The organism is Roseateles hydrophilus (assembly GCF_026712245.1).
GTDB classification, from domain to species: domain Bacteria; phylum Pseudomonadota; class Gammaproteobacteria; order Burkholderiales; family Burkholderiaceae_C; genus Pelomonas; species Pelomonas hydrophilus.
In genome coordinates this window covers 185151-211928 of the sequence record NZ_JAPPUY010000003.1, presented here as the reverse complement: position 1 = coordinate 211928, position 26778 = coordinate 185151, and the positions used below count along the sequence as shown (strand labels likewise).

Below are 26778 nucleotides of genomic sequence, written 5' to 3'. Positions count from 1 at the left end.
CGGGGCGACTGTGGCGCCGACGCTGCGCATCGATTGCACCAGCACCACAACGGGCCGGTGCGACCGGCGAAGAAATGAGCGGGCAGCGTCCCGCGTCAGCGCTCGGCTGATCGTCAGGGGGGGCTCATCGCCAGTGAATGCCCGGCGGCCACGCCTGACCGCGGGCCGCCGGCCCGGCCCCGCGCTGCGTCTAGGCGTGGGTCAGGGGCGCTGATCCGTGCGCAGCACCGGGTAGAGGTTGAAGCGCTCGTCCCAGCTGGGTGCGCGGCGGTAGAAGAAGTCCAGCCGCGCCTGCGGGTCGGCGGCGAAGCGGGCGTCGTCGCGCAGCCGGGTGGCGAAGGCCTCGCGCAGCGCCGGGCTGGCGGCCAGCTGCTCGCGGGCCACCTGCTCGGCGACGTAGGGCTCCATGTATTCCTTGGGCTCGAAGGCCGGCGCGAAGCGGCCCCAGCTGGCCAGCGAGTCGGGCGCGTCGGGCTCCAGCAGGTGCATGGCCAGCGCGGCCAGCGGTTGCTGTGCCGGCACGAACAGGCTGCCGGCGGGCAGGTCGCGCGCCTCGGCGGCCCACTGGCCGGCCAGCGCCATGCGGTGGTGGCCTTCGGTGGAGGCGGCGTCGCGCTTGACGGCACTGGCGCGCCAGACCTGCACCGGCAGCGCCGTGCGGCCCCGGGCCAGGCGCTCGAAGCGCACGCCGTGCTGCGCCAGCTTCTCGCCGACCCAGGCCGCGTGTTCGGCCGGCACCAGGTAGCCTGCGCGGGGCGCGGCGCGCACGAGGTCGGGCTCGATGCGGTCGCGCAGCGGCACGCGCCAGACTTCCGGCCGCGTCTCGTCATAGCGCGTCATCAGCGCACCCGACACCTCGCTGGGCGTGCGCGTGTAGGCATAGCCGCGGAACTCGATCTCGCGCGCCTCGGGCCGTGTGCGCCAGGTCAGCGCCACCTCGGCGGGCGGCCGGGCGTCGGCCGCGTGGGCGCGCCGCAGCCAGTCGCGGCCGTGGCGGGCCACCTGGTCCAGCACCGCGTCGATGGTCTGGCGGGTCTGGCGCACGCGGTGCGGGTACGGGCGCCAGCTGTGCGTCTCCACCAGCATGCCCAGCCGGTTGCGCAGCAGGAAGTAGCCCTGCGAGAAGCGCGGCGTGGGCACGCCGTCGCGGAAGCCGCTGGCCGGGTTGTCCATCTCGACGAAGGACGGGTAGAACGGCAGCGGCAGCCCGCCCTGGGCCGCGAGCGCGTCGATGACGCCGTCGCGCCAGGCGCGGCCGGCCTCACGCAGCGCGGCATCGCCCGCGTGCACGGGCTCCACCATGATGGCGATGTCGTGCTCGAACTGCGCGCCGTCGGTGGCGTGCAGGTCCACCATGACCAGCGGGTCCCAGGCGCGCACCAGGCCCAGCATGGCCTGCATCTCGGGCGCGTCGGCCTTGACGTAGTCGCGGTTCAGGTTGAGGTTCTGCGCGGTGGTGCGCCAGCCCATCTGCTCGGGGCCGCGCTGGTTGGGGCGGTGCCAGGGGCCGAAGCGCTCATGGCCGTCGACATTGAACACCGGCACGAACACCAGCACCTGGTGGCGCAGCGCGCCGGGCCGGGCCAGCTGCTCGCGCAGCGCTAGGAAACCTGCGTCCTTGCCGTCGATCTCGCCGGCATGGATGCCGCCCTGCACCAGTGTGACCGGCAACCCGGCGCGGCGCGCGGCGGCCGGCGTCAGCGCGCCGGACTGGCTGGCCACCAGCGCCCACATCGGCCGGCCCTGCGGCGTGGTGCCGAAGCGCTCGCAGCGTACCTGCGCCGGGTGGGCCCGGGCAAAGTCGCGGCACAGCTGGGCGACCTCGTCGTAGCGGCCGGTCTGCACGAAGCCGCTGCGCTCGGCCTGCGTGGTGAGGGGCGGCGCGGCCAGGCTGTGGCCCGCGGCGGCGGCAAGTGCCAGCGTGGTGAGCAGCGCGCGCATCAGCGGGGCTCGCCCGTGGTGTTTTCGCGCAGCATGCGGCTCATCAGCGTGAAGAAGCGGTCGTAGAACTCGCCGGCCGGGATGGTCTCGGAGGCCACCTTGACCAGCGAGTCCTCGGTGGACGACAGCGGCACCGAGATGGAGCCCAGCGCGCTGACGCCCAGGCTGGCGGCCTGCGCGTTCTTCTTCAGCACGTAGCGGTCCTGCTGGGCGCTGACGTAGGCGGTGGCAACCTGCTGCTTGGGGCCGTCGCCCACGCAGACGACGTTGAAGCCGATCTCCACATGCACCTCGCCCTCGGGCTGGAAGCGCTTGGCCCCCTGCACCATGCCGCTGGCGGCCTTGCTGATGACGTAGCCCTGGCTCAGCAGCGCGCGGCGCGCGGCCTCGCAGGTGTCGTCCACCCCGGCGTCGAACAGGCGTGAGAAGGTCTCCTCGGCGGCGAAGCTCTCCCCCTGGTAGACCTTCTTGGACTTGTCGGCCGCCTTGGGGAGGCCGCCGCAGCCCGCGAGCAGGGCGGTGAGCAGCAGGGGCAGGAACAACGAAAGCAGACGTGGCATGGGGTGCATTATTCAGCGCCGCCACAGCGGGGCCGTGACGCAACGGACGCGGCGGGCCGCGCGATGACAGGCACAGAATGGCGGCCTCATTCCGGAGGCTTCATGGACCAACCCAGCGTCACCCTGACCCAGCGCCAGGGCTACCAGTTCGAACACCGCTTTGGCCCGGACATCCCGGTGCTGCTGTCCGACGAGCCCGCGCCGCTGGGCACGGGCCTGGGGCCCGACCCGGTGGAGCTGCTGGCGTCGGCCGTGGGCAACTGCCTCAGCGCGTCGCTGCTGTTCGCCTGCCAGAAGTACAAGGACGAGCCCGGCCGCTTGCGCGCCGACGTGAAGGCGACGGTCGGCCGCAACGAGCGCAACCGCATGCGGGTGCTGGGCCTGGCGGTGGACCTGCACCTGGGCCGCCCGGCGGCCGAACTGCCCCACTTGCAGCGGGTGCTCGACACCTTCGAGGACTACTGCACCGTCACGCAGAGCGTGGCCGGCGCCATCCCGGTGGCGCTGCGCGTGCTGGACAGCACGGGCGCCGTGCTGAAGGGTTGAGGACAAAAAAGCCCGCACGGGGCGGGCTTGCGGCTGGGACGAGGCCGGCGGCTCAGGGGTAGAGGCCGCGCTCTTCGCGCGCCTGCAGCACGCGCGTGCAGGCCACCGTGAAAGCGGCGGTGCGCAGCGGGATGCGGTGCTGCTCGCCCGTTTCCCAGATGTGCTTGAACGCGCCGATCATGATCTTGTCCAGGCGCAGGTTGATCTCGTCCTCGGTCCAGAAGAAGGACGAGAAGTCCTGCACCCACTCGAAGTAAGACACCGTCACGCCACCGGCGTTGGCGATCACGTCCGGCACCACCACGATGCCGCGGTCGGCCAGCACGGCCTCGCCGTCGGGCGTCGTCGGGCCGTTGGCGCCTTCCAGCACCAGGCGGGTGGAGATGCGCTTGGCGCGATCGGCGGTGATCTGGCCTTCCAGCGCGGCGGGGATCAGCACGTCGCTCTTGACGTCCCAGAAGTCCTCGTTGGCGATCATGTCGCCGCCCTTGAAGCCGGCGATGCCGCGCGTCTTGGCCACGTGGTCCAGCAGGTCGGCCATGTCGAAGCCGTTGCTGTTGACCAGCGTGCCGGTGTGGTCCTGCACGGCAACGATCTTGGCGCCGTTGGCGGCGAACAGCTTGGCGGCGATGGAGCCGACGTTGCCGAAGCCCTGCACCGCGATGCGGGCGCCTTCCATGTTGATGTTGAGGCGGCGCATGGCTTCACGGCCCACGACGAACACGCCGCGGCCGGTGGCGGCCACGCGGCCCAGCGAGCCGCCCAGCTCGATGGGCTTGCCCGTGACGACGCCGGTCGCCGTGGCGCCGGTGTTCATCGAGTACGTGTCCATCATCCAGGCCATGATCTTGCCGTTGGTGTTCACGTCCGGCGCCGGAATGTCCTGCTGCGGGCCGATGATGATGCCGATCTCGCTGGTATAGCGGCGCGTCACCTTCTCCAGTTCCTTCATGGACAGCAGCGCCGGATCCAGCCGGATGCCGCCCTTGGCGCCGCCGTAGGGCAGGTTGACCGCGGCGTTCTTGATGGTCATCCAGGCCGACAGGGCCATCACTTCTTCCAGCGTGACGTCCGGGTGGTAGCGCACGCCGCCCTTGCCGGGGCCGCGCGTCAGGCTGTGCTGCACGCGGTAGCCCTCAAAGTGGGCCACCGTGCCGTTGTCCATCTCGATGGGGATGTCCACGATCAGCGCGCGCTTGGGGCGGCGCAGCGTCTCGACCCACTTGCTCAAGTGGCCCAGGTAGGGCTCCACCGCATCAATCTGCGACAGATACGTGCCCCAGGGGCTGTTGCGCGTCGGCGAGACGAAGGACAGGTTGGGCATGAAACGCTCCGTAATTTTTGGTGGGGCGAACGGTAGCGCGAAGGCTGGCTTCGCCTCAACAACTTGTCTAGCCAACTGGTCATGCGCTCATGCAAGCAATGCATGAGCCCCATGAAACCGTGCGGAATTCCACTGGTGGCCGCGCACCCAAGGCACAAAAAAACCCGGCCAGAGCCGGGTTGGTCGTGGCGCGTCGCCGGTTTACTTGGCCGCCAGGGCGCGCTTGAAGTCGGCGTCGTCAAACAGCTTGCCGGCCAGGGTCTTGTAGAGGGCGCCGTACTGGTTGATGGCCGCCGGCAGCGCGATGGCGCCAACGAAGGACGACTCCCAGGTGGCCTCGGCGACGATCTCCTTGTCGAACAGCGTCTGCCCGCCGCGCTTGACCTGGATCTTGGCCGCCAGCCGGCCCTTGCCGGTGCTCATGCCGGCGTCGACCATGCTGTCGGTGAGCTGCCCTTCGATGACGATGCCGGACTTGGGGTCCAGCAGGCCCGCGGCCGCCAGTTCCGACGCGATCTCATCGCGCAGCTGGCCCGCGAAGCTGCCGTTGGCCGGGCTGACCGACGAGCCGCGCAGCCCGCCGAGCGTGGTGTCCATGTCGGCCGGCTTGCCGGCAGCCAGCTTGAAGCTGCCCATCTGCGCGGGCGCGAGCTTGGTGGCGCGCAGCTTCTCGGCATTGGCGGCGCTGGGCGCGGCAGCCGGCATGGTCACGGACGCGCAGCCCGTCAGCACGGCCAGCAGGGCGACCAGGGCCAGGCGCTGGCACAGCGCGCGCGAAGGGTTCATCGTGATGTTCATGGTGGTCGGTGGGTTCACTTGAAGTTGGCGTCGTGCGACAGGTGGTTGAGCAGGTTGCTCACGACCTGGGTGGTCATTTGGAAGGCGGCTTCCTGGTGGTCCGGCATCTTGGTCGCGTTGCCGGGTGTGGCGGCTGCGCCCATGGTCGTGTGGATGGCGTGACGGGCCTGCTTGGTCAGCGGCGCGGCGTTGTTGGACGCGCGGTAGGTGGCGGTGCAGACATAGCCGTCCGAAACCTGCGAGCCCGCGAGGCCGAAGGTCAGACCGGTCACGAAGCCCTTGGAGAACGCGTCATCGGTCAGCGGCACGTTGTTCACCGTGATGCTGAGCACGGCGCCGTTGGGCGTGGCGTTGGTGCTGGCGTCGCTGAACAGGCCGCTGGCCTTGACCTGCGCGATGACACGGTCGCGCAGCAGCGCGGTTGCGTGCGCGTTGGCCACGCCCTTGGTCTGGAAGTCGAACAGCACCTGCACCGGCGCCGGGCTGGCCGGCTTCTTGAACTGCGCGGCGGGAATTTCTTTGGTGCTGCCGTCCAGGTAGGCGCTGGCGCAGCCGCCCAGCAGGGCGGTGGTGGTCAGGAACAGGCCGAGCGCGGTTCGGCGCGCCCACTTCATCAGTACGGACATGGAACTCCCTTGTGTCTTGGATGGAACGCGCTGCCTGCAACCGCGGCCTCGTCGCAAGGCGGGCTTACGCAGCGGCGCGGACTATAGGGACATGCCACGGCGTCGCAGGCCCGCACTATCCCCAGGCTTGCGGTGATGGTGACGAATACCATCGCCCGGTGACCTCGCTCGACCTCGCCTTGCTCTATCTCGTCGCCGCCGTGCTGGGCGTCGTCGTCTGCCGTTCGTTGAAGCTGCCGCCCATGCTGGGCTATCTGGCGGTGGGGGTGCTGATCGGCCCCAACGCACTGGCGTTCGCGCAGGACTCGGCCGGCATCCAGTACCTGGCCGAGTTCGGCGTGGTGTTTCTGATGTTCGCCATCGGGCTGGAGTTCAACCTGCCCAAGCTGCGCGCGCTGCGGACGGCGGTGTTCGGGCTGGGCATGTCGCAGGTGGTGCTGACCGTTGCCGGCGCGATGGTCGGCAACGCGCTGCTGATCGCCGGTTACGCGCTGCTCGGCGGCGTGTGGGAGCTGCAGTGGGAGGGCGCGCTGGTGCTGGGCGCCGCCATGGCCATGAGCTCCACGGCCATCGTCGTCAAGCTGATGGCCGAGCGGCTGGAGTTGGAGAGCCCGCACGGCAAGCTGGTGATGGGCGTGCTGCTGTTCCAGGATCTGGCGGTGGTGCCCTTGCTGGTGCTGATCCCGGCGCTGAACAGCAGCGGCGGCCAGATGGCCGAGGCGCTGGCCTGGGCGGCGCTCAAGGCCATCGTGCTGCTGGGCTTGCTGCTGTACGGTGGCCAGAAGCTCATGCGCTGGTGGCTCACGCTGGTGGCGCGGCGCAAGAGCGACGAGCTGTTCATGTTGAACCTGCTGCTCGTCACGCTGGGCCTGGCCTGGATGACCGAGCATGCCGGCCTGAGCCTGGCGCTGGGGGCGTTCGTGGCCGGCATGCTGATCTCGGAGACCGAGTACCGTCACCAGGTGGAGACCGACATCCGGCCCTTCCACGACGTGCTGCTGGGGCTGTTCTTCATCACCATCGGCATGAAGCTGGACTGGCGCCCCCTGGTGGACAGCTGGTGGCTGGTGATCCTGCTCACGGCCTTGCCCATCCTGGCCAAGTTCGTGCTCATCGCCGGGCTGGCGCGACTGTTCCGCACGCCGCCGGGCGTGGCCCTGCGCACGGGCCTGTACCTGGCGCAGGCGGGTGAGTTCGGCTTTGTGCTGCTGACGCTGGGCGCGCAGCACCAGCTCATCGCGCCGCACTGGGTCAGCCCGGTGCTGGCGAGCATGGTGCTGTCCATGCTGGCCACGCCGCTGCTCATCCTGTACAGCAACCGTATCGTCATGAAGCTGTCCAGCAGCGACTGGCTGATGCAGTCGGTGCAGCTGACCACCATCGCCAAGAAGAGCATCAAGCAGGAAGCCCACGTCATCATCTGCGGCTACGGCCGCTCGGGGCAAAACCTGGCACGTCTGCTGGAAGGCGAGCACATTCCGTACATGGCACTGGACCTGGACCCCGACCGCGTGCGCCAGGCGGCGGCGGCCGGCCAGAGCGTCGTGTTCGGTGATGCTGCCAAGGTGCAGAGCCTGATGGCGGCAGGCCTGGCGCGGGCCAGCGCGGTCGTCGTCAGCTATCACGACACGCCGTCGGCGCTGAAGATCCTGGACCTGGTGCGCGCGCATGCGCCGCGCGTGCCGGTGGTGGTGCGCACCATTGACGACAGCGACCTGGAGCGCCTCAAGGCGGCCGGCGCGACCGAGGTGGTGCCCGAGGCCATCGAGGGCTCGTTGATGCTGGCGTCCCATGCGCTGGCGCTGGTGGGCGTGCCGATGCGGCGCGTCATCCGCATCACGCGCGACGCGCGCGACAAGCGCTACGGCCTGCTGCGCGGCTACTTCCACGGCGCGGACGACGACACGGTGGACGAGATCGAGCAGGCGCGGCTGTCCTCCGTCACGCTGCCCACGGCCTCGGCGCACGCCGGCCGGCCGCTGGACGACCTGGCGCTGCATGCGATCGGCGTGGCCGTGGTGTCGCTGCGCCGCGCCGATGGCAAAGGCCAGCTCGTCGACGGCGCCACGCTCGCCGGCGGCGACACGCTGGTCATCAGCGGCACGCCGGCGGCGCTGGTGCTGGCCGAAGAGAAGCTGTTGAAGGCCTGAGCACAAGCCGCCGCCACCAGCTGGCTGTGCGCCGGATGGCGGCCCACGCGGGTGAGGGTGGGCCTGGGCATTGTTGCCCTGGATTTGTTGGCGGCCAGCGACAAAGCCTTGGTTACAGTCGCGCCGCGTTCAGCCGTGGCACAACGGCCTGCAGTGAGGGAGGAGGGCAACAGGCGCATCGCGCAAGCGCGGTGCGGCGGTCTTTCGTCTCGTTGCCGGTCGTCGCAGCGGTTGGCCGCATCCTTGTTTCCAACCTTTGCTTCAACACCCATGAAGAAACTCAACGCTGCCGCCCTGGTTGCCATCGCTGTCCTGTCCACCGGCTGCGCTTCCATCCTCAACGACCAGACCCAAGGCGTCAACATCACCTCGTCCACCGGCAAGCCCATCACCGGCACCGTCGATGGCAAGGCCTTCACCGGCCCGGGCGTGGTGCAGTTCACCCGCGCCAAGGGCGACAAGATCGTGACCGTCGACACCGCCGGCTGCGCCAAGAACACCACCGTCGCCAGCTCGGTGGACTCCAAGTTCTTCATCAACATCCTGAGCGGTGGCGCCCTGGGCTCCACGACCGACTACTCGACCGAGCGCATGTGGAAGTACGCTGACTCGGTGGTCGTCAGCTGCCAGTGATCTCCCGCCTGCGCTTGCGCATGCAAAGCGGCCTTCGGGCCGCTTTTGCATGGCTGTGCGTCGCCGCTGCCCCGGTGGCGGCGGCCGACCTCGACACCGTGGCCGCCGACCCCGGCTGGGCGGCGCTGCTGCATGTGAGCGACGGCCAGCCCATGGTGCGCGACCCGGCCTTCCTGCTGTCGCTGCCGCAGTTCTCGCCGCGCGCCGAGCTGCAGGCCACCGTGGCGCTGCTGCAAGGGCCTGACGCGCAGAGCCTGTGCCGCTTTCCCGCCCGCTACCTCTGGCTGCACCGCCAGGGCGTGCTGCCCGAGCGCTCGCTCGCGCACTGCGCCGACCTGACCGAATTCAATGCCCGCGCGCCCATGGACGAGGTGGCGCTGGTGTTCGCCTCCGAGACGCTGAGCCAGCCCTCCAGCATGATGGGGCACGTGTTTCTGAAGCTCAGCGGCAACGATGCTGCGGGCCAGGCCCGCGAGCACGCGATCTCCTTCTTCACCGAGCCGGTGACCTGGAACCTGCCGCGCCTGTTCTGGCGCAGCCTGGTGGCCGGCATGCCGGGCTACTTCACGCTGGGCCCGTACGCCGAGCAGGTGCAGGGCTACATCGGCCGCGAGGGCCGCAGCCTGTGGGAGCACCCGCTGCGCCTGGACGCGGCCCAGCGCCGTTTGCTGCAGGCCCACCTGATGGAGCTGCGGCCGGTGCAGTTCACCTACTACTTCCAGCGCTACAACTGCGCCACGCTGGTCAAGCAGGTGCTGGCGGTGGCGCGGCCCGAGGTGCTGTCCACGCCCGACCTCTGGACCACGCCCAAGGACGTCGTGCGGGCGGCGCAGGCCGCCGGCATGCTGGAGCCGGCCCGCGCCCTCAGCGCGCCGCGCTGGACCCTGCACCTGCTGGACCCCGCGCTGAGCGCCGACGACGTGGCCCGCGTGCAGCAGGCCGTGGCGGCGCAAGACCTGCCCCCAGCCGCGCCGCAGGACCCGCGCGGCTTCCTGCGCCAGCAAGCTGCGCTGGCGCTGAACCAGCAGTGGGTCAGCAACGGCCAGCGCGCGCCCGAGGTCGGTGCGGCCTACCAGCGCCGCCTGCAGGCCGCCGCGCAGGACGACCTCACGCTGACCAGCAGCCCGGCGCTCAGCCCCAGCGCGGCGCCGCCCGATGCGCAGATCAGCGTGGGCCTGCTGCGCCGTGATGGCGACGAGGCGCTGCTGCTGGAGTTCCTGCCCGCCTCGCACCGGCTGGAAGACCGCAACGACATGTACTTCAACGAAAGCGCGCTGCGGCTGTTCGAGCTCGCGCTGACGCAGTCGCTGCGCGGCCGCGGCGCGCGGGTGGAGCGGGCCACGGTCTACGCCGTGGAGTCGCTGCTGCCGCGCGACCGCTTCAGTGGCGGCCTGTCCGGGCGCTTCAAGATCGGCCACGAGCCGCAGGCCGGGGGTGACCTGCGCAGCCGTGGCAGCCTGCTCGTCGAAGGCGGCCTGGGCCTCACCCAGCGGTTGGGCCGCGATGTGGATGTGTTTGCGATGGCGACGGCCGGCGTGGGCGCCCGCAGCGGCGCCTACCTGTACGCCCAGCCCAGCGTGGGCTTTGTGCTGCGCCAGGTGTTCGCCATGAAGGCGGTGGTCAGCTTCAGCCTGTTGCACAACGGCCTGGGCGACGGCCGCACGGTGCGCGAGTGGCAGTGGACTCAGGCCAAGTACATCGGCCGCCACTGGACGCTGGTGGGCGGCTACACCCTGCGCCAGCAGGGCGAGCTGTCACGGCGCGAGGCGCAGCTGCGGCTCAAGCGGCTGTTCTGAGCAACCGTCTGCGTGTTGCCGGGGCCCTGCCGCCTCGGTGACAAGCGCGCGCGCAGTGCTGGGCCACACTGGCGTCCGCCCCACAGGAGCCGCGCCATGAACTTCGACTACAGCCCCAAGGTCGCGCAGATGCGCGAACGCCTGCTCGCCTTCTTCGACGAACACATCACGCCCAACGAGCGTCGTTACCTGGAAGAAGTCGAGGCCAACCGCCGCGCGGGCAACCCCTGGCTGCCGACGCAGGTGATCGAGGAGCTCAAGCCCAAGGCGCGCGCCGCAGGCCTGTGGAACCTCTTCCTGCCCAAGAGCACGCGGGCGCCGGAGGGCCTGTCCAACCTCGAGTACGCGCCGCTGTGCGAGATCATGGGCCGCGCATTCTGGGCGCCCGAGGTCTTCAACTGCTCGGCCCCCGACACCGGCAACATGGAGACGCTGGAGCGCTACGCCTCCGAGGCGCTGAAGGACCGTTGGCTGGAGCCGCTGCTCAAGGGCGAGATCCGCTCGGCCTTCCTGATGACCGAGCCGGCCGTCGCGTCCAGCGATGCCACCAACATCGAATGCCGCATCGAGCGCGACGGGGACGACTACGTCATCAACGGCCGCAAGTGGTGGAGCTCCGGTGCGGGCGACCCGCGCTGCGCCGTCTACATCGTGATGGGCAAGACCAACCCCGAGGCGGGCAAGCACGAGCAGCAATCCATGATCGTGGTGCCGGCGGACACGCCGGGCATCACCGTCATCCGCCCGCTGAGCGTGTTCGGCTACGACGACGCGCCGCATGGCCACATGGAAGTCGAGCTGAAGAACGTGCGCGTGCCCGCCAGCAATATCCTGCTGGGCGAGGGCCGGGGCTTCGAGATCGCTCAGGGGCGCCTGGGCCCGGGTCGCATCCACCATTGCATGCGCTCCATCGGCGCGGCCGAGCGGGCGCTGGAGCTGATGTGCGAGCGCGCCATCGCACGCACCGCCTTCGGCAAGACGCTGGCGCAGCAGACCGTCACGCAGGAGCGCATCGCCGAGGCGCGCTGCATGATCGAGCAGGCCCGCCTGCTGACGCTCAAGGCCGCTTACATGATGGACACCGTGGGCAACAAGGTTGCCAAGGCCGAGATCGCGATGATCAAGATCGTGGCGCCCAACATGGCGCTGCAGGTCATCGATTGGGCCATCCAGGTGTTCGGCGGTGCCGGCGTGAGCCAGGACACGCCGCTGGCCATGATGTGGGCGCACCAGCGCACGCTGCGCCTGGCCGACGGCCCCGACGAGGTGCACCGCAACTCGCTGGCCAAGCTGGAGCTGGCCCGCCACATGAAGCTGCCGACCGACGGCATCCGCATGCCCGTCACGCGCGGCGCCTGACGCGCAACGCGGGCATGGCGTGAGCGTGGCAGGGGCGCTTGGGCGCCCTTGCCGCGACAATGCGCCCATGGCCAAGCAAGCCCCCCGACTCAGTCCCGAAGAAACCCAGCGCGTCATCGCCACGGCCTGGGACGACAAGCCGCCGTTCCGCCGCGTGCTGGTGGAGCACGGCATCGGCCATGGCGAGCTGGTGGCGCTGCTCAAGCGCGAGCTGACGCCGGCCGCCTACAAGCTGTGGGTGTCGCGCACCAAGGCCGCCAAGGGGCCGGCCACGCAGGGCACCTGGCCCCACGGCCGCTGAAGCCTCGCCGCCGGACGGCGGCCCTGCCTGCCACCACCGATCACCACCGCCACGCGTGAGCGCGCGGGCGTGGGCTCGTGCGCCTGGCACCTGCGGGACACTGTTGCGCGAGCTCCACAAGCCGCGCCGCGCGGCGCCCTGCCCGGGCGGCTGCCCCTGGTGGCAACAGGGCCATGTTTCCTAGGAAAACCACGGGCTAACCCGGAACAGTGATGCGCGAATCAGCATCGTGAAGTCCAAAAATGTGATTAGTGCGGGATCGCTTGGATCCATAGCATGAAATCCATACCCGAGCCTCACCGGCCTCCCTACGAGGGCCGGACGGCTGCCGAGGTTGGCCGCTCCTTCCATAACGATCCCGGAGACAAGATGAACAAGCCCGCCCAGGCGTCGCCGCGCGCGTCCGCCACGTCCACCCGTTTTGCCCTGAGCCTGACCGCCGCCGCCGCACTGGCCGCGCTGTCGTCCATCGCTGTGGCCCAGGAGGCCCCCAAGGCCGAGTCGCTGGAGACGGTCACGGTGACTGGCGTGCGCGCCTCGCTGACCAAGAGCCTGGCCATCAAGCGCACCAGCGAGCAGGTCGTCGAATCGGTGGTGGCTGAAGACATCGGCAAGCTGCCGGACAACAACGTCGTCGAGGCGCTGCAGCGCGTGACGGGTATCCAGGTCACCAACCGCGCCGGTGGCGAGGTGGGTGCCATCTCCATCCGTGGCCTGCCGGACATCGCCACCACCTGGAACGGCCGCAACATCTTCACCGCGTCCGGCACGCAGGTGGCGCTGCAGGACATCCCGTCGACGCTGGTGCGCCAGATCGACGTGTTCAAGACCCGCGACGCCAGCCAGTTGGAGAACGGCATCGCCGGCCAGATCGACGTCAAGTCGCTGCGCCCCTTCGATTTCAAGGGCGCGCAGTTCTCGTTGCTGGCCCGTGAGACCTACCTGGACCCGGCCAAGAAGTGGAATCCGCAGCTCAGCGGCATGGCCAGCAACCGCTGGAAGACCAGCTTCGGTGACGTCGGCGCGCTGGTCAACCTGTCCATGGTCAAGACCGACTATCGCAACGAGAGCGTGACGCCGGGCGCCATGGTGCCGTTCACGAGCCCGAATGCGGCAGAGGTGCCGGCGGGCTACACGCCGCTGCAGCGCATCTTCGACAACAACATCTGGACGCCCGGCACCTACACCGGCCTGCCGCAGAAGGCCGGCTCGACGCTGAGCTTCAATGGCACGGCCCGTCCCTTCTACCTGGCCCGTGACGCGGTGTTCCAGAGCGACGTCGCCGGCCAGCGCGAGCGCCCGGCTGCCAACCTCGCGCTGCAATGGCAGCCCAACGAGGACGCTGTCTACACGTTCGAGGCCATGTACAACGGCTACCGCGACAAGGCGTTCAACCGGCTGCTGTTCAGCTTCGTGGACTGGTGGGGCAGCCTGGGTAGCAACCCGGCCAGCACGATCACGACCTTCCCGGGCACCAACGTCATCAAGACGCGCGTCGTCAATGACGTCTATGGCTTCAACAGCGGCGACTACACGACCTCGGCCACCGACTCGTATGTCTACGCGTTGAACGGCAAGTGGAACCTGGGTGACCGCCTGCGTCTGGATGGCGACGTGTCCTACCAGACCAGCAAGTTCCATTCGGAATTCACCGCCACCCGCATCGATCGCGTTGCGCCGCAGATCACCGTCGACTTCAACTCGGGCGGCGGCAACATGGCGTTCAAGTTCAACAACAACGCGGACCTGGCAGACCCCACCAAGTGGAACGTCGCGCAGTTCTACGACAACGCCAACCGCAACGAAGGCAGCGCCGCGACCGCGAGCCTGAACGGCACCTACGACGCCGACTGGGGCCCGGTGAAGACGCTGAACTTCGGCTTCCGCTTTGATAGCCGCAAGGCCTCGGAAGCCAAGCGTGAGCAGTCGGCCTTCCTGGGGCGCAACCTGGCCACGCTGGGCGCGAACTACTACCACGTCAACTCCGACTTCGGCTCGGACATCTCGGACGTGCCGCGCTCCTGGATCGAGCCCAACGCGTACTACATCCGCGACAACATCGACGCCTGGCGCAAGATGTACAACGCGGCCGACGCGAACTTCCTGACGACCGACAAGCTCTATCTGCAGAAGATCTTCGAGGTCAAGGAAGACACGACCAACCTGTTCGTGATGGCAGATGCCGAGCACGAGCTGCTGGGTCGCCCGCTGCGCGCGAACTTCGGTGTGCGCTATGTGCAGGTGGACACCAGCATGACCGCCTATGACGTCAACGCCACCACCAAGGTGGCGACGCCCAAGAACGGCGAGAAGACGGCCAAGAAGTTCCTGCCTAGCCTGACGCTGCGCTACGAGCCGGTCAAGGACGTGCTGGTTCGCCTGAACTACGGCGAGACGCTGCGTCGCCCGGCGTTCGGCGCGCTGAACCCGGTGCTGCAACTCAGCGACGACGTGTCCCGCGTGGGCTACGGCGGCGGCAGCGGCGGCAACCCGGGCCTGGAGCCGACCCGCTCCAAGAACCTGGACCTGACGGGCGAGTGGTACTTCAAGAAGGACAGCGCGCTGTACGGCACGGTGTTCCAGCGCAAGATCGACGGCCTGGTCGTGCCGCTGCGCCGCAAGGTGCGCGTGGACCCCGCCAATGACCCGTTCCGCAACTCCACCTCGGGCGGCGACCACAGCAACGGCTACGACTACGTCATCAGCTCGCCGGTCAATGCCTCCAACGGCAAGATCAGCGGCGTGGAGCTGGGCGCGATCTACTTCCCCAAGGGCCTGCCGTGGTACCTGGACGGCGTGGGCTTCCAGGGCAGCATGACGCGCCTGACCTCGTCGCAGAACGTGCCGACCGCCGATAGCGCCGGCAACATCGTCTCGCAACTGGAGACACCGTTCTTCGGCGTGTCCAAGCTGTCGTGGAACGCCACGCTGGCCTATGACAAGGGCCCGATCGGCGCCCGCCTGTCGTATGTCCGTCGCTCCAGCTTCCTGGCTGCCAACGAGGCCGCGCTGTTCGCCAACCCGATCGGCATCTGGCGCCAGCCGGAGAAGAGCGTGGACCTGCAGTTCAGCTACAAGATCAACGACAGCATGTCGGTGGATCTGAGCGGCGTGAACCTGACCAACGAGATGCAGCAGCAGTACTACAAGTTCGGCGACGCCGGCAGCCCCGAGCTGACCAACTTCGGCACGGTGCAGACCGGCCGCTCGGTCTCGGTGGGCTTCCGCTGGAAGCTGTAAGGCAGGCATCCGGCACGTCCGGCGCGGCCCGAGCACGCGACCGGACCTGCTCCCCTGTTGTCGAGGCTGGACTCATCCTCGTTCGGGCGTTGCACGGGCCTCCCGGGCAACGCCCTTTTTCTTTTCTTCGGCAGCCGCCCATGTCTGACCTGATCCAGCCGCTGATCCCGCAGCGGGCCGACCCGCACATCTCCCGTCATGGCAACGGCGTCTACTACTTCACCGCGTCGGTGCCGCAGTACGACCGCATCGAGCTGCGCCGGGCCACCAGCATCGACGGCCTCACCAACGCGCCGGCCTATGTCGCCTGGCGCAAGCCCGACACCGGGCCCTGGAGCGAGTTGATCTGGGCGCCGGAACTGCACTTCAACCAGGGCGCCTGGTATGTCTACTTCGCGGCCGCGCACACGCGGGCGTTGGACGCGCTGGGCATGTTCCAGCACCGCATGTACGCGATCCGCAACGTCGCGGCCGATCCCTTCACCGGCGAGTGGGAGTTCCTGGGCCAGGTGGACAGTGGCATCGACAGCTTCTGCCTGGACGCGACGACCTTCACCCACCGCGGCCAGCTGTACTACCTGTGGGCGCAGAAGGACCGCGCCATCGCCGGCAACTCCAACCTCTACATCGCGCCGATGAGCACGCCCTGGCAGTTGGCCGGCGCGCCCGTGATGCTCAGCAAGCCCGAGTTCGACTGGGAATGCCGCGGCTTCCTGGTCAACGAGGGCCCGTCGGTGCTGCAGCGGCATGGCAAGGTGTTCATCAGCTACTCGGCCAGCGCGACCGACGAGAACTACGCGATGGGCCTGCTGTGGGCCGACGAGAACGCCGACCTGCTGGACCCGGCCAGCTGGCACAAGTCGCCGGAGCCGGTGATGCGCAGTGCCGCCGAGGACAGCGTCTTCGGCCCGGGCCACAACAGCTTCACCGAGACCGACAACCCCGACGAGGTGCTGCTGGTCTACCACGCGCGCACCTACACCGAGATCGAGGGCGACCCGCTGTGGAACCCCGATCGCCACACCTTCGTCAAGCCGCTGCGCTGGAGCGCGGACGGCATGCCGCTGTTCGGCCGGCCTTCCCGCCGCGACTGATATCCAAATTGGCATCGATACGGGCGGCGAATTGATTGGATTGCAATTTCCACGCCGCCTAGCATCGTTTCAGAGCGCATTTCCGCGCGTGCCCGAGAACACGAACACTCGAGACAAGACATGACGACTGAGGACAAGAAGAGCAAGGTCAAGCTGCGTTCCGCCGAGTGGTTCGGCACGCAGGACAAGAACGGCTTCATGTACCGCTCCTGGATGAAGAACCAGGGCATCCCCGACCATGAGTTCCAGGGCAAGCCCATCATCGGCATCTGCAACACCTGGAGCGAGCTGACGCCCTGCAATGCGCACTTCCGCAAGCTCGCCGAGCATGTGAAGAAGGGCATCCTGGAGGCGGGCGGCTTCCCGGTCGAGTTCCCGGTGTTCTCCAACGGCGAGAGCAACCTGCGCCCCACCGCCATGCTGACGCGCAACCTCGCCAGCATGGACGTCGAGGAAAGCATCCGCGGCAACCCCATTGACGCCGTGGTGCTGCTGACCGGCTGCGACAAGACCACCCCCGCGCTGCTGATGGGCGCGGCCAGCTGCGACGTGCCGGCCATCGTCGTCACCGGCGGGCCGATGCTCAACGGCAAGCTCAACGGCAAGAACATCGGCTCGGGCACGGCCGTGTGGCAGCTGCACGAGCAGGTCAAGGCCGGCGAGATCAAGATGCACGACTTCCTGGCCGCCGAGGCCGGCCATTCGCGCTCCGCCGGCACCTGCAACACCATGGGCACCGCGTCCACCATGGCCTGCATGGCCGAGTCGCTGGGCACCTCGCTGCCGCACAACGCCGCCATCCCCGCCGTGGATGCACGCCGTTATGTGCTGGCCCACCTGTCCGGCATGCGCATCGTCGACATGGTGTGGGAAGACCTGCGCCTGTCCAAGGTGCTCACGAAGCAAGCGTTCGAGAACGCCATCCGCGTGAACGCCGCCATCGGCGGCTCCACCAACGCCGTCATCCACCTGAAGGCCATCGCCGGCCGCATCGGCGTGGACCTGGAGCTGGAAGACTGGACCCGCATCGGCCGCGGCACGCCCACCGTCGTGGACCTGCTGCCCTCGGGCCGCTTCCTGATGGAAGAGTTCTATTACGCCGGCGGCCTGCCGGGCGTCATCCGCCGCCTGGGCGAAGCCAACCTGCTGCCCAACCCGGGTGCGCTGACCGTCAACGGCAAGAGCCTGTGGGACAACTGCGTCGACGCGCCCATCTACGACGACGAGGTCATCCGCCCGCTGGACAAGCCGCTGATCGCCGACGGCGGCATCTGCATCCTGCGCGGCAACCTCGCGCCGCGCGGCGCCGTGCTCAAGCCCTCGGCCGCCACGCCCGAGCTGATGAAGCACCGCGGCCGCGCCGTGGTGTTCGAGAACTTCGACGACTACAAGGCCCGCATCGCCGACCCCGACCTTGATGTGGACGCCAGCTGCATCCTCGTCATGAAGAACTGCGGCCCCAAGGGCTACCCCGGCATGGCCGAGGTGGGCAACATGGGCCTGCCGCCCAAGATCCTCGCCACTGGCGTGAAGGACATGGTGCGCATCTCCGACGCCCGCATGAGCGGCACGGCTTATGGCACCGTCGTGCTGCACGTGTCGCCCGAAGCGCGTGCCGGCGGCCCGCTGGCGGTGGTGCAGGAAGGCGACTTCATCGAGCTGGACTGCGCCGCTGGCCGCCTGCATCTGGACGTCTCCGAGGAAGAGTTGGCCAAGCGCCTGGAAGCCTGGGCCGCCGCGCAGACCGTGGACCCGGCGGATGCGACCGGCTACCGCCACCTCTACGTGAACCACGTGCTGCAGGCCGATGAGGGCTGCGACTTCGACTTCCTGCGCGGCTGCCGCGGCTCCGCTGTCCCGCGCCACTCCCACTGATTCCGAGGTTCCCATGAGCAACACGATCCACGGCCTGGCCCTGATCGGCGGCGAGGCCGTGCGCGGCCACGGCGCGGCCTTCCAGGCGTTTGACCCGAGCAAGAACGAAGCGCTGGGCCCGGACTTCCACTCGGTGGACGTCGCCCAGGTCGCCCAGGCCTGCGAATTGGCCAATGCGGCGTTCGACGCTTTCCGCGCCACCAGCGACCACGAGCGCGCCGACTTCCTGGACCTGATTGCTGCGCAGATCCTCGCGCTGGGTGACGACCTCATCGTGCGCGCCATGGCCGAGAGCGGCCTGCCGCGTGCCCGCCTGGAAGGTGAGCGCGGCCGCACGATGAACCAGCTCAAGCTGTTCGCCGAACTGCTGCGCGAAGGCAGCTGGCAGGACGCCCGCATCGACACCGCCCTGCCCACGCGCACGCCGCCGCGGCCGGACCTGCGCCTGCGCTTCATCGGCGTGGGCCCCGTGGCCGTGTTCGGTGCCAGCAACTTCCCGCTGGCCTTCTCGGTCGCCGGTGGCGACACCGCCGCCGCGTTGGCCGCCGGCTGCCCCGTCGTCGTCAAGGGCCACCCGGCCCACCCCGGCACGTCGGAACTCGTCGGTCGTGCGGTGGCCGAGGCCGTCAAGCTGTCGGGCCTGCCGGCCGGCGTGTTCGCGCTGCTGCCGGGCAACGGCAATGACATCGGCACGGCGCTCGTGCAGCACCCGGCCATCCAGGCGGTGGGCTTCACCGGCTCGCGCGCTGGCGGCCTGGCGCTGATGGCGGTGGCCGCCGCGCGCCCGCAGCCCATCCCCGTCTACGCGGAGATGAGCAGCATCAACCCCACCATCCTGCTGCCCGGTGCGCTCAAGGCCCGTGGCGCCGAGATCGCGACCGGCTTTGCGGCCTCGCTGACGATGGGCGTGGGCCAGTTCTGCACCAACCCCGGCCTGGTGCTGGGCATTGCCGGGGCCGACTTCGACCGCTTCGCCGTTGCTGCGGCCGAGGCGCTCAAGCCCGTGCCGGCCGCCACCATGCTGACCCCCGGCATCGCCGGCGCCTACCAGCGCGGCGAGGCCGCCCTGGCCGGCCAGCCGCAGGTGGATGCGCTGCTGCGCGGTGAATCCGCCGCCTGCACGGGCGCGCCCAGCCTGTTCAAGACCACCGGCGCGGCCTTCCTGGCCAACCATGCGATGTCCGCCGAGATCTTCGGCCCCACGTCGCTGCTGGTGGCCTGTGAGGATCAAGCCGAGCTGCTGGCCGTCATCGAGGGCCTGGAAGGCCAGCTGACCGCCACGCTGCAGCTGCAGGACGACGACGAGGCCGACATCGCCGCCGCGCGCGCGCTGCTGCCCGCGCTGGAGCGCAAGGTGGGCCGCATCCTGGCCAATGGCTTCCCGACGGGTGTCGAGGTGTCGACGGCCATGGTGCACGGCGGCCCCTTCCCGGCCACCAGCGACGGCCGCAGTAGCTCGGTCGGCACGGCCGCCATCCAGCGTTTCCTGCGCCCCGTGAGCTACCAGAACCTGCCGCGCGCGCTGCTGCCGGCGGTGCTGCGCGAGCCCAACGAGCGCGGCGTCTGGCGCCGCCGCGATGGCGCGCTGACCCGGAACTGATGACAGCTCGTGCGCCCCACCGCACGAGCGCCAGAGACACAAGGGCCCGGCACAGGGCCTGTCGGAGATCACTCGAACCGCGACATTCAGGAGACAAGACAGATGAAGAAACCACTGCTGGCCCTCGCGGCCATGCTGGCGGTGAGCGCAGGTGCGCTGGCCGCCGACATCAAGGTCGTCGTCAGCGCCGACCAGCCGGGCCCCGTCATCCACCGCAACATCTATGGCCAGTTCGCCGAGCACCTCGGCACCGGCATCTACGAAGGCATGTGGGTGGGCCCCGAGAGCAAGATCCCCAACGTGCGCGGCTGGCGCAAGGACGTTGTCGCGGCGCTCAAGGACCTGAAGGTGCCGCTGGTGCGCTGGCCCGGCGGCTGCTTTGCCGACGAGTACCACTGGCGTGACGGCATCGGCCCCCGCAACAAGCGTCCGGTCAAGGTCAACACCCACTGGGGCGGCGTGCCCGAGAACAATGCCGTCGGCACGCACGAGTTCTTCGACCTCGTCGAGCAACTGGGCGCCGAGGCCTACGTGAACGCCAACATGGGCACCGGAACGCCGCAGGAAGCGGCCGAGTGGCTGGAGTACATGACCGGCGAGGGCAATGCCACCATCGTCGAGCAGCGCCGCAAGAACGGCCGCGACAAGCCCTTCCGCGTGCACTACTACGCGCTGGGCAACGAGACCTGGGGCTGCGGCGGCAACATGCGCCCCGAGTACTACGCCGACCTGTATCGCCACTGGGCCACCTTCCTGAAGACGCCGGCCCACAACCGCCCGCAGTTCATCGCCAGCGGCGGCAACGATGTCGACACCACCTGGACCGAGGTGCTGAGCAAGAACGTCAAGCACAACTTCGACGGCATTGCCCACCACGCCTACACCTTCCCCAGCGGCAAGTGGGAAGGCAAGGGCGCGGCCGCCGGCTTCCCCGAGGCTGAGTGGATCTCCATGCTGTCGCAGGTCAAGAAGATCGACGACACGCTGGCCAAGAGCCGCGTCATCCTCGACAAGAACGACCCGGCCAAGAAGCTCGCCATCTACTTCGACGAGTGGGGCAGCTGGTACGACCCCGAGCCCGGCAGCAACCCCGGCTTCCTGGTCCAGCGCAACACGCTGCGTGACGCGCTGCTGGCGGCGCTGCACTTCCACGTGTTCCACAGCCATGCGGAGCGCGTGAAGATGAGCAACGTGGCCCAGATGGTCAACGTGCTGCAGGCCATGATCCTGACCAGCAAGGACAAGCTGGTGCTGACGCCGACCTACCACGCGTTCAAGCTCTATACGCCCTTCCAGGACGCGACCTCGCTGCCCGTCAAGATCGAGAACAACCCCGTCTACAAGCACGACAAGTTCGAGATGCCGGGCCTGTCCGTGACGGCCGGCCGCGCCAAGGACGGCAAGCTCTACGTGGGCCTGGTGAACGCCAACGCCACGCAGGCGGCAGAGCTGGACCTGCAGGTCGGCGCGGGCGCGCCCAAGACCGTCAAGGGCCAGGTGTTGACGGCTGGCGCCATGGACGCGCAGAACGAGCTGGGCAAGGCCGCGCAGGTCGTGCCGCAGCCCTTCGAGGCCAAGGCCACGGACGGCAAGCTGACGATCAAGCTGCCGGCCAAGTCCATCGTTGTGGTGGCGGTCGAGGGCTGATCGCCAGCCCCTCGGCAAGCACCTCCTGCCGACCTGAGAAAGCCTGGGCCCGCCATGTTGTTGGCCCAGGCTTTGCGCTGCGTGCGTGCCCCGCATGGGGCATATCAAAACCAGGATCGACCGCGCCTGCAATGTCATTGGTGCGCTGCAGCCCTGGCCCCTAGGCTGCGCGCGCCAGAACAACCAGACCCGGAGACATTGACATGGCCCTTCACAACCGCCGCGACTTCCTCGCCGGCTCGGCCGCCCTCGCCCTGACCGCCTGTGGTGGCGGCGGCGGTGGCAGCAGCGCCACCACCCCGCCCGTCGCGACGCCCCCCGTCGTCACGCCCACGCCGAGCAACCCGACGCAGACGGCGCTGACATTCGGCAACGCTGGGGTGCATGACCCCTCCGTCATCAAGGCCGACGGCACGTTCTACGTCTTCGGCTCGCACCTCGCGGCCGCCAAGACGACGGACCTGATGAACTGGACCAAGATCGGCGACGGCGTCAACAACGCCAACCCCATCTTCGGCAACAAGGTGACGACCGAGCTGGCCGAGGCGCTGGCCTGGGCCAAGACCGACACGCTGTGGGCGCCCGACGTCACCAAGCTGGCCGACGGCAAGTTCTACATGTACTACTGCGCCTGCAAGGGCGACTCGCCGCTGTCGGCGCTGGGCATCGCCGTGGCCGACAAGGTCGACGGGCCCTACGTCAACAAGCAGCTGCTGCTGAAGTCCGGCATGGCCGGCGCCAGCGAGGACGGCAGCACCTACAACGCCAACATCCACCCCAACGTCGTCGACCCCTCGGTCTTCCCCGACGCGACGGGCAAGCTGTGGATGATCTACGGCTCGTACTCGGGCGGCATCTTCATCCTGCAGCTCAACGCGACGACCGGCCTGCCGCTGGCCGGCCAGGGCTACGGCAAGCATCTGATGGGCGGCAACCATGCGCGCATCGAGGGCGCCTATGTGCTGTACAGCCCGGCCACGAAGTACTACTACCTGTTCGTCTCCTTCGGCGGCCTGGGCGCCGGTACCGACGGCGGCTACAACGTGCGCGTGGCACGCTCGCTGTCGCCCGACGGCCCCTATGTGGACGGCGCCGGCAAGGACATGTCCACCGTGAAGGGCGCGGCCGGCACCTTCTTCGACGACGCCAGCATCGCGCCGCACGGCATGAAGCTGATGGGTGCCCACCAGTTCGCCAATGCCAGCGGCGAGACCGGCACGGCACTGGGCTACATCTCGCCTGGCCACAACTCGGCCTACCTGGATGCGGCCACGGGCCAGCTCTTCATGATCTTCCACACGCGCTTCCCCGGCATGGGCGAGGCGCATGAGATCCGCGTGCACGAGATGCACCTGAACGAGGACGGCTGGCCCGTCATCGCACCGCTGCGTTACGCCCCGCTGAGCCTGGCGAGCCCCGCACAGACGGCCGACGTCAGTGCCGCGCAGGCGGCCGGCAGCTACAAGCTGGTCAACCACGGCAAGGACATCGCGGCCGCGGCCAAGGGCTCCATCAACGTGACGCTGAACACCGACGGCACCGTGAGCGGCGGCCTGACCGGCACCTGGACGCACAACGGCGCCAACAAACTCAGCGTGGTGAGCGGCGGCACGACCTACAAGGGCGTACTGTCCCGGCAGTGGAACACCAACGCCAGCGCCTTTGTCGTGAGCTTCAGCGCGCTGTCGGCGGGCGGGGTGTCGCTGTGGGCGATCAGGACGTGAAGCCCCTCGTCCAAGGGCGACCTTGGCCGGTCCCCCGCGGGGACGGCGATGCTTGCGGCATTGAGCCGCAAGCACATCGCCAGAGCGGGCCGGCTTGGGAGCGGCCCGGCGCTCGGCCCGCGAGCTTCATGGGTCGGCTGCTCGCCTCGCTGGCCCTCGTGCTTTGTGCCCATGCGGCTGGCGCGGCGACGCAGCTCTTTGCGCTGGACCGCGTGCGGCTGCAGGACGGCCCCTTCCAGCAGGCCCAGGCCACCAACCTGCAGTACCTGCTGGCGCTGGACGCCGACCGGCTGCTCGCGCCCTTTCTGCGCGAGGCCGGCCTGCCGGCGAAGTCGCCCAGCTACGGCAACTGGGAGTCCACGGGCCTGGACGGCCACATGGGCGGGCACTACCTGTCGGCGCTGGCGCTGATGGTGGCCTCCACTGGCGACGCGCAGGCCCGTCAGCGGCTGGACTACGTCATCGCCGAACTCAAGCGCTGCCAGGACGCGCTGGGCACCGGCTACCTCGGCGGCATTCCGGACGGCGGCAAGGCCTGGGGCGAGGTCGGCGCCGGTCAGCTCAAGGTCGACAGCTTCTCCGTCAACGGCCGCTGGGTGCCCTGGTACAACGTCCACAAGATGTTCGCGGGTCTGCGCGACGCCTGGGTGCACACCGGCCATGCCGACGCCAAGGCCATGCTGGTCAAGCTGTCCGACTGGGCGCTGCGCCTGACCACGCCGCTGACCGACGCGCAGATGCAGGACATGCTGCGGGCTGAGCACGGCGGCATGAACGAGGTGCTGGCCGACGTGGCGCAGATGACCGGCGACCTGCGCTACCTGGCGCTGGCGCGGCGCTTCTCGCACCAGGCCGTGCTGCAGCCGCTCGCCAGCAGCCAGGACAAGCTGACCGGCCTGCACGCCAACACGCAGATCCCCAAGGTCATCGGCTTCGCGCGCATCGCGCAGCTCACCGAGGAGCCCGAAGGCCGCCAGGCGGCCGAGTTCTTCTGGCGCACCGTGGTGGACAAGCGCTCGGTGGCCATCGGCGGCAACAGCGTCAAGGAGCACTTCCACCCCGACACCGACTTCAAGCCCATGCTGAACGAGGTGGAAGGGCCGGAGACCTGCAACAGCTACAACATGCTGAAGCTGACAGCGCTGCTGGCCCAGGCCGCGCCCGAGACCGGCCGCTATGCGGACTACTACGAGCGCACGCTCTACAACCACATCCTCGCGTCCCAGCACCCGCAGGGCGGCTTCGTCTACTTCACGCCCATGCGGCCGCAGCACTACCGCGTCTACTCGCAGGTGCACGAGGGCATGTGGTGCTGCGTGGGCTCCGGCATCGAGAGCCATGCGCGGCATGGCGAGTTCATCTACGCGCACGACGGCGACACGCTGTTCGTCAACCTCTTCGTTGCGTCCACGCTGGACTGGCGCGAGCGCGGCATCCAGCTGACCCAGGCCACCCGCTTCCCCGACGAGTCGCGCACGCGGCTGACGGTGGACGGCACGGGCCGCTTCGTGCTGAAGCTGCGCTACCCCGGCTGGGTGGCACCTGGCGCGCTGAAGCTCAAGCTCAACGGCAAGCCGGTGACGCTGACGGCCCGGCCCGGCGGCTTCGTCACGCTGAGCCGCACCTGGCAGCGCGGGGACACCGTCGACGTCGAGCTGCCCATGCGCACGACGCTGGAGCCCATGCCCGGGCTGACGAACTACGTCGCCGTGCTGCACGGCCCCATCGTGCTGGCCGCCAAGACGCCGCAGCCCGGCGAGACGCTGAACTTCCGTGCTGACGCCTCGCGCATGGGCCACATCGCGCACGGCGCCGTCTGCCCGCAGGACGCGGCGCCCGTCTTCGTCAGCGACAAGGCCGACTTCGTGCGCCGCTTCCGCGCCGTGCCCGGCCAGCCGCTGACGTTCACCGCGCCCGGCCTCATCCAGGGTCGCCCCGGCGCCGACCGCCTGCAGCTCATCCCCTTCTTCCGCCTGCACGATTCCCGCTACATGCTCTATTGGGGCCGCAGCACGCCGGCCCGGCAGAGCCTGCTCCGCGCCGAGCTCGCCCAGGCCGAGCAAGCCCGGCTGGCGCTGGATGCGCAGACCATCGACCAGGTCGCCCCCGGCGAGCAGCAGCCCGAGTCCGACCACTTCTTCAAGGGCGAGGGCGCCGAGAACGGCATCGCCCCGGCCGGCCGCTGGCGCCATGCCAGGCAGTGGTTCAGCTATGTGCTGAACGACCCCAAGACCGAGGCCCGCGTGCTGCGCCTGAGCTTCTCCACGCGTGACGCCGGGCGGCGCTTCGCGCTGCAGCTCAACGGCCAGCACGTGGCCGACATCGAGCTCGCCTCGGACGCCAGCCGCGAGGAGATCTACACGCGCGACTTCGCGCTGCCCGCTGCGCTGGTGCAGGCCGCCGGCGGCAAGCTGGAGGTCAAGTTCGTCGCCCAGCCCGGCTCCATCGCCGGTGGCTTGTACGGCTTGCGCCTGCTTCGATAACGAATTGGATATCGCCAGGAGCGGAAATGTCATTGCGCTGCATCGCCGCCCTTCCTAGCATCGCCCCACAACCCGGAGACAAACCCATGAAACTCGTTGCCCGCCGCGCGCTGATCGCAGCTGCGCTGTCCCTGCCTGCCTTCGCCGCGCTGGCCGCGCCGTTGACCATGGGCTTCTCCCAGGTGGGTGCCGAGAGCGAATGGCGCACGGCCAACACCGCCTCCATCAAGTCGGCCGCCAAGGAAGCCGGCATCACGCTGAAGTTTGCCGACGCGCAGCAGAAGCAGGAGAACCAGGTCAAGGCCATCCGCAGCTTCATCGCGCAGAAGGTGGACGTGATCGCCTTCTCGCCAGTCGTCGAATCGGGCTGGGACACGGTGCTGAAGGAAGCCCAGAAGGCCGGCATCCCCGTCATCCTGACCGACCGTGCCGTCAAGGTGGCCGACCCGTCGCTGTACGTCACCTTCATCGGCTCCGACTTCGTCGAGGAAGGCCGCAAGGCCGCGCGCTGGCTGCTGGAGCACGCCAAGAAGTCGCCGAACGCCGCGCTGAACATCGTCGAACTGCAGGGCACCGTGGGTTCGGCCCCGGCCATCGACCGCAAGAAGGGCTTCGAGGAAGTCCTCAAGACCAATCCCAAGCTGCAGATCATCCGTTCGCAGTCCGGCGAGTTCACGCGCGCCAAGGGCAAGGAGGTGATGGAGTCCTTCCTGAAGCAGCGCGACAAGAAGATCGACGTGCTCTACGCGCACAACGACGACATGGCCATCGGCGCCATCCAGGCCATCGAGGAAGCCGGCCTGAAGCCGGGCAAGGACATCGTCATCATCTCCATCGACGGCGTGCGTGGCGCGTTTGAAGCGATGAAGGCGGGCAAGCTGAACGTGACCGTGGAATGCAACCCGCTGCTGGGCCCGCAGCTGATGCAGCTGGCCAAGGATGTGGTGGCCAAGAAGCCGGTGGACAAGCGCATCACCGTCAATGAAGGCGTGTTCACGGCGGACATGGCGGCGAAGGAGCTGCCGAACCGGAAGTACTGATTCCGTCGACGGCTGCCGGGCTCGCTTGTGGTGGGAGCAGG

19 protein-coding genes are annotated in these 26778 nt (G+C 68.9%); 14 read left to right on the top strand and 5 right to left on the bottom strand.

From position 1 onward, the window contains the following. Positions 1-201: 201 nt before the first annotated feature. Together NYO99_RS12580 and NYO99_RS12575 are read right to left on the bottom strand one after the other, a co-directional pair. Entirely contained in the window at positions 202-1941 is a 1740-nt protein-coding gene (locus NYO99_RS12580) for a M14 family metallopeptidase (protein ID WP_268167554.1), read from the bottom strand. Beyond that, the gene (locus NYO99_RS12575; protein WP_268167553.1) at positions 1941-2501 is read right to left on the bottom strand and encodes a DUF2242 domain-containing protein; all 561 of its coding nucleotides are present in this window, start codon (positions 2499-2501) and stop codon (positions 1941-1943) included. The genes NYO99_RS12580 and NYO99_RS12575 overlap by 1 nt, the downstream gene beginning before the upstream one ends. A gap of 102 nt (positions 2502-2603) precedes the next feature. Between NYO99_RS12575 and NYO99_RS12570 the strand changes: the two genes are divergently transcribed. Further along, positions 2604-3047, top strand: coding sequence for an OsmC family protein (locus NYO99_RS12570; protein WP_268167552.1), 444 nt, complete (start codon positions 2604-2606; stop codon positions 3045-3047). 52 nt (positions 3048-3099) lie between these two features. Here NYO99_RS12570 and NYO99_RS12565 read toward each other — a convergent pair whose 3' ends face one another. The 3 genes from NYO99_RS12565 to NYO99_RS12555 all read right to left on the bottom strand — a co-directional run bounded on the left by NYO99_RS12565 (position 3100) and on the right by NYO99_RS12555 (position 5795). Further along, positions 3100-4371 (bottom strand): Glu/Leu/Phe/Val family dehydrogenase, encoded by a 1272-nt coding sequence (locus tag NYO99_RS12565; protein ID WP_268167549.1) that lies wholly within the window; start codon positions 4369-4371, stop codon positions 3100-3102. A 201-nt stretch (positions 4372-4572) separates the two neighbouring features. Continuing rightward, the gene (locus tag NYO99_RS12560) at positions 4573-5169 is read right to left on the bottom strand and encodes a hypothetical protein (RefSeq protein WP_268167548.1); all 597 of its coding nucleotides are present in this window, start codon (positions 5167-5169) and stop codon (positions 4573-4575) included. Between the two features lie 14 nt (positions 5170-5183). Next, positions 5184-5795, bottom strand: coding sequence for a hypothetical protein (locus NYO99_RS12555; protein ID WP_268167547.1), 612 nt, complete (start codon positions 5793-5795; stop codon positions 5184-5186). A gap of 158 nt (positions 5796-5953) precedes the next feature. Here NYO99_RS12555 and NYO99_RS12550 point away from each other — a divergent pair, with 158 nt between their 5' ends. The 13 genes from NYO99_RS12550 to NYO99_RS12490 all read left to right on the top strand — a co-directional run bounded on the left by NYO99_RS12550 (position 5954) and on the right by NYO99_RS12490 (position 26737). Next, positions 5954-7945, top strand: a complete 1992-nt coding sequence (locus NYO99_RS12550) for a monovalent cation:proton antiporter family protein (protein ID WP_268167546.1) — start codon at positions 5954-5956, stop codon at positions 7943-7945. A gap of 270 nt (positions 7946-8215) precedes the next feature. After that, positions 8216-8578: a hypothetical protein gene (locus NYO99_RS12545; RefSeq protein WP_268167545.1), complete on the top strand. Its 363-nt coding sequence runs from the start codon at positions 8216-8218 to the stop codon at positions 8576-8578. A 20-nt stretch (positions 8579-8598) separates the two neighbouring features. Next, a complete protein-coding gene (locus NYO99_RS12540) occupies positions 8599-10374 on the top strand; it encodes a lipoprotein N-acyltransferase Lnb domain-containing protein (RefSeq protein WP_268167544.1) in 1776 nt (591 codons plus the stop codon). Between the two features lie 96 nt (positions 10375-10470). After that, positions 10471-11733, top strand: a complete 1263-nt coding sequence (locus NYO99_RS12535; RefSeq protein ID WP_268167543.1) for an acyl-CoA dehydrogenase family protein — start codon at positions 10471-10473, stop codon at positions 11731-11733. Positions 11734-11800: 67 nt separating this feature from the next. Next, positions 11801-12034 carry a DUF2805 domain-containing protein gene (locus NYO99_RS12530; RefSeq protein WP_268167542.1) on the top strand — a complete coding sequence of 78 codons (234 nt, stop codon included), beginning with the start codon at positions 11801-11803 and terminating at the stop codon, positions 12032-12034. Between the two features lie 369 nt (positions 12035-12403). After that, on the top strand, positions 12404-15274 hold the full coding sequence (locus NYO99_RS12525) for a TonB-dependent receptor (RefSeq protein WP_268167541.1): 2871 nt from the start codon (positions 12404-12406) through the stop codon (positions 15272-15274). A gap of 140 nt (positions 15275-15414) precedes the next feature. Further along, positions 15415-16368, top strand: a complete 954-nt coding sequence (locus tag NYO99_RS12520) for a glycoside hydrolase family 43 protein (RefSeq protein ID WP_268167540.1) — start codon at positions 15415-15417, stop codon at positions 16366-16368. 120 nt (positions 16369-16488) lie between these two features. Next, the gene (locus NYO99_RS12515) at positions 16489-18243 is read left to right on the top strand and encodes an IlvD/Edd family dehydratase (RefSeq protein ID WP_268167539.1); all 1755 of its coding nucleotides are present in this window, start codon (positions 16489-16491) and stop codon (positions 18241-18243) included. Between the two features lie 13 nt (positions 18244-18256). Continuing rightward, positions 18257-19843, top strand: a complete 1587-nt coding sequence (locus NYO99_RS12510; protein WP_268167538.1) for an aldehyde dehydrogenase (NADP(+)) — start codon at positions 18257-18259, stop codon at positions 19841-19843. Positions 19844-19945: 102 nt separating this feature from the next. Beyond that, complete coding sequence (locus NYO99_RS12505) at positions 19946-21490, top strand: alpha-N-arabinofuranosidase (RefSeq protein ID WP_268167537.1); 1545 nt, start codon at positions 19946-19948, stop codon at positions 21488-21490. A 203-nt stretch (positions 21491-21693) separates the two neighbouring features. Further along, complete coding sequence (locus NYO99_RS12500; RefSeq protein WP_268167536.1) at positions 21694-23214, top strand: glycoside hydrolase family 43 protein; 1521 nt, start codon at positions 21694-21696, stop codon at positions 23212-23214. Positions 23215-23342: 128 nt separating this feature from the next. Then, positions 23343-25697 carry a glycoside hydrolase family 127 protein gene (locus NYO99_RS12495; protein ID WP_268167535.1) on the top strand — a complete coding sequence of 785 codons (2355 nt, stop codon included), beginning with the start codon at positions 23343-23345 and terminating at the stop codon, positions 25695-25697. An 86-nt stretch (positions 25698-25783) separates the two neighbouring features. Next, a complete protein-coding gene (locus tag NYO99_RS12490; RefSeq protein WP_268167534.1) occupies positions 25784-26737 on the top strand; it encodes an ABC transporter substrate-binding protein in 954 nt (317 codons plus the stop codon). Positions 26738-26778 lie beyond the last annotated feature (41 nt).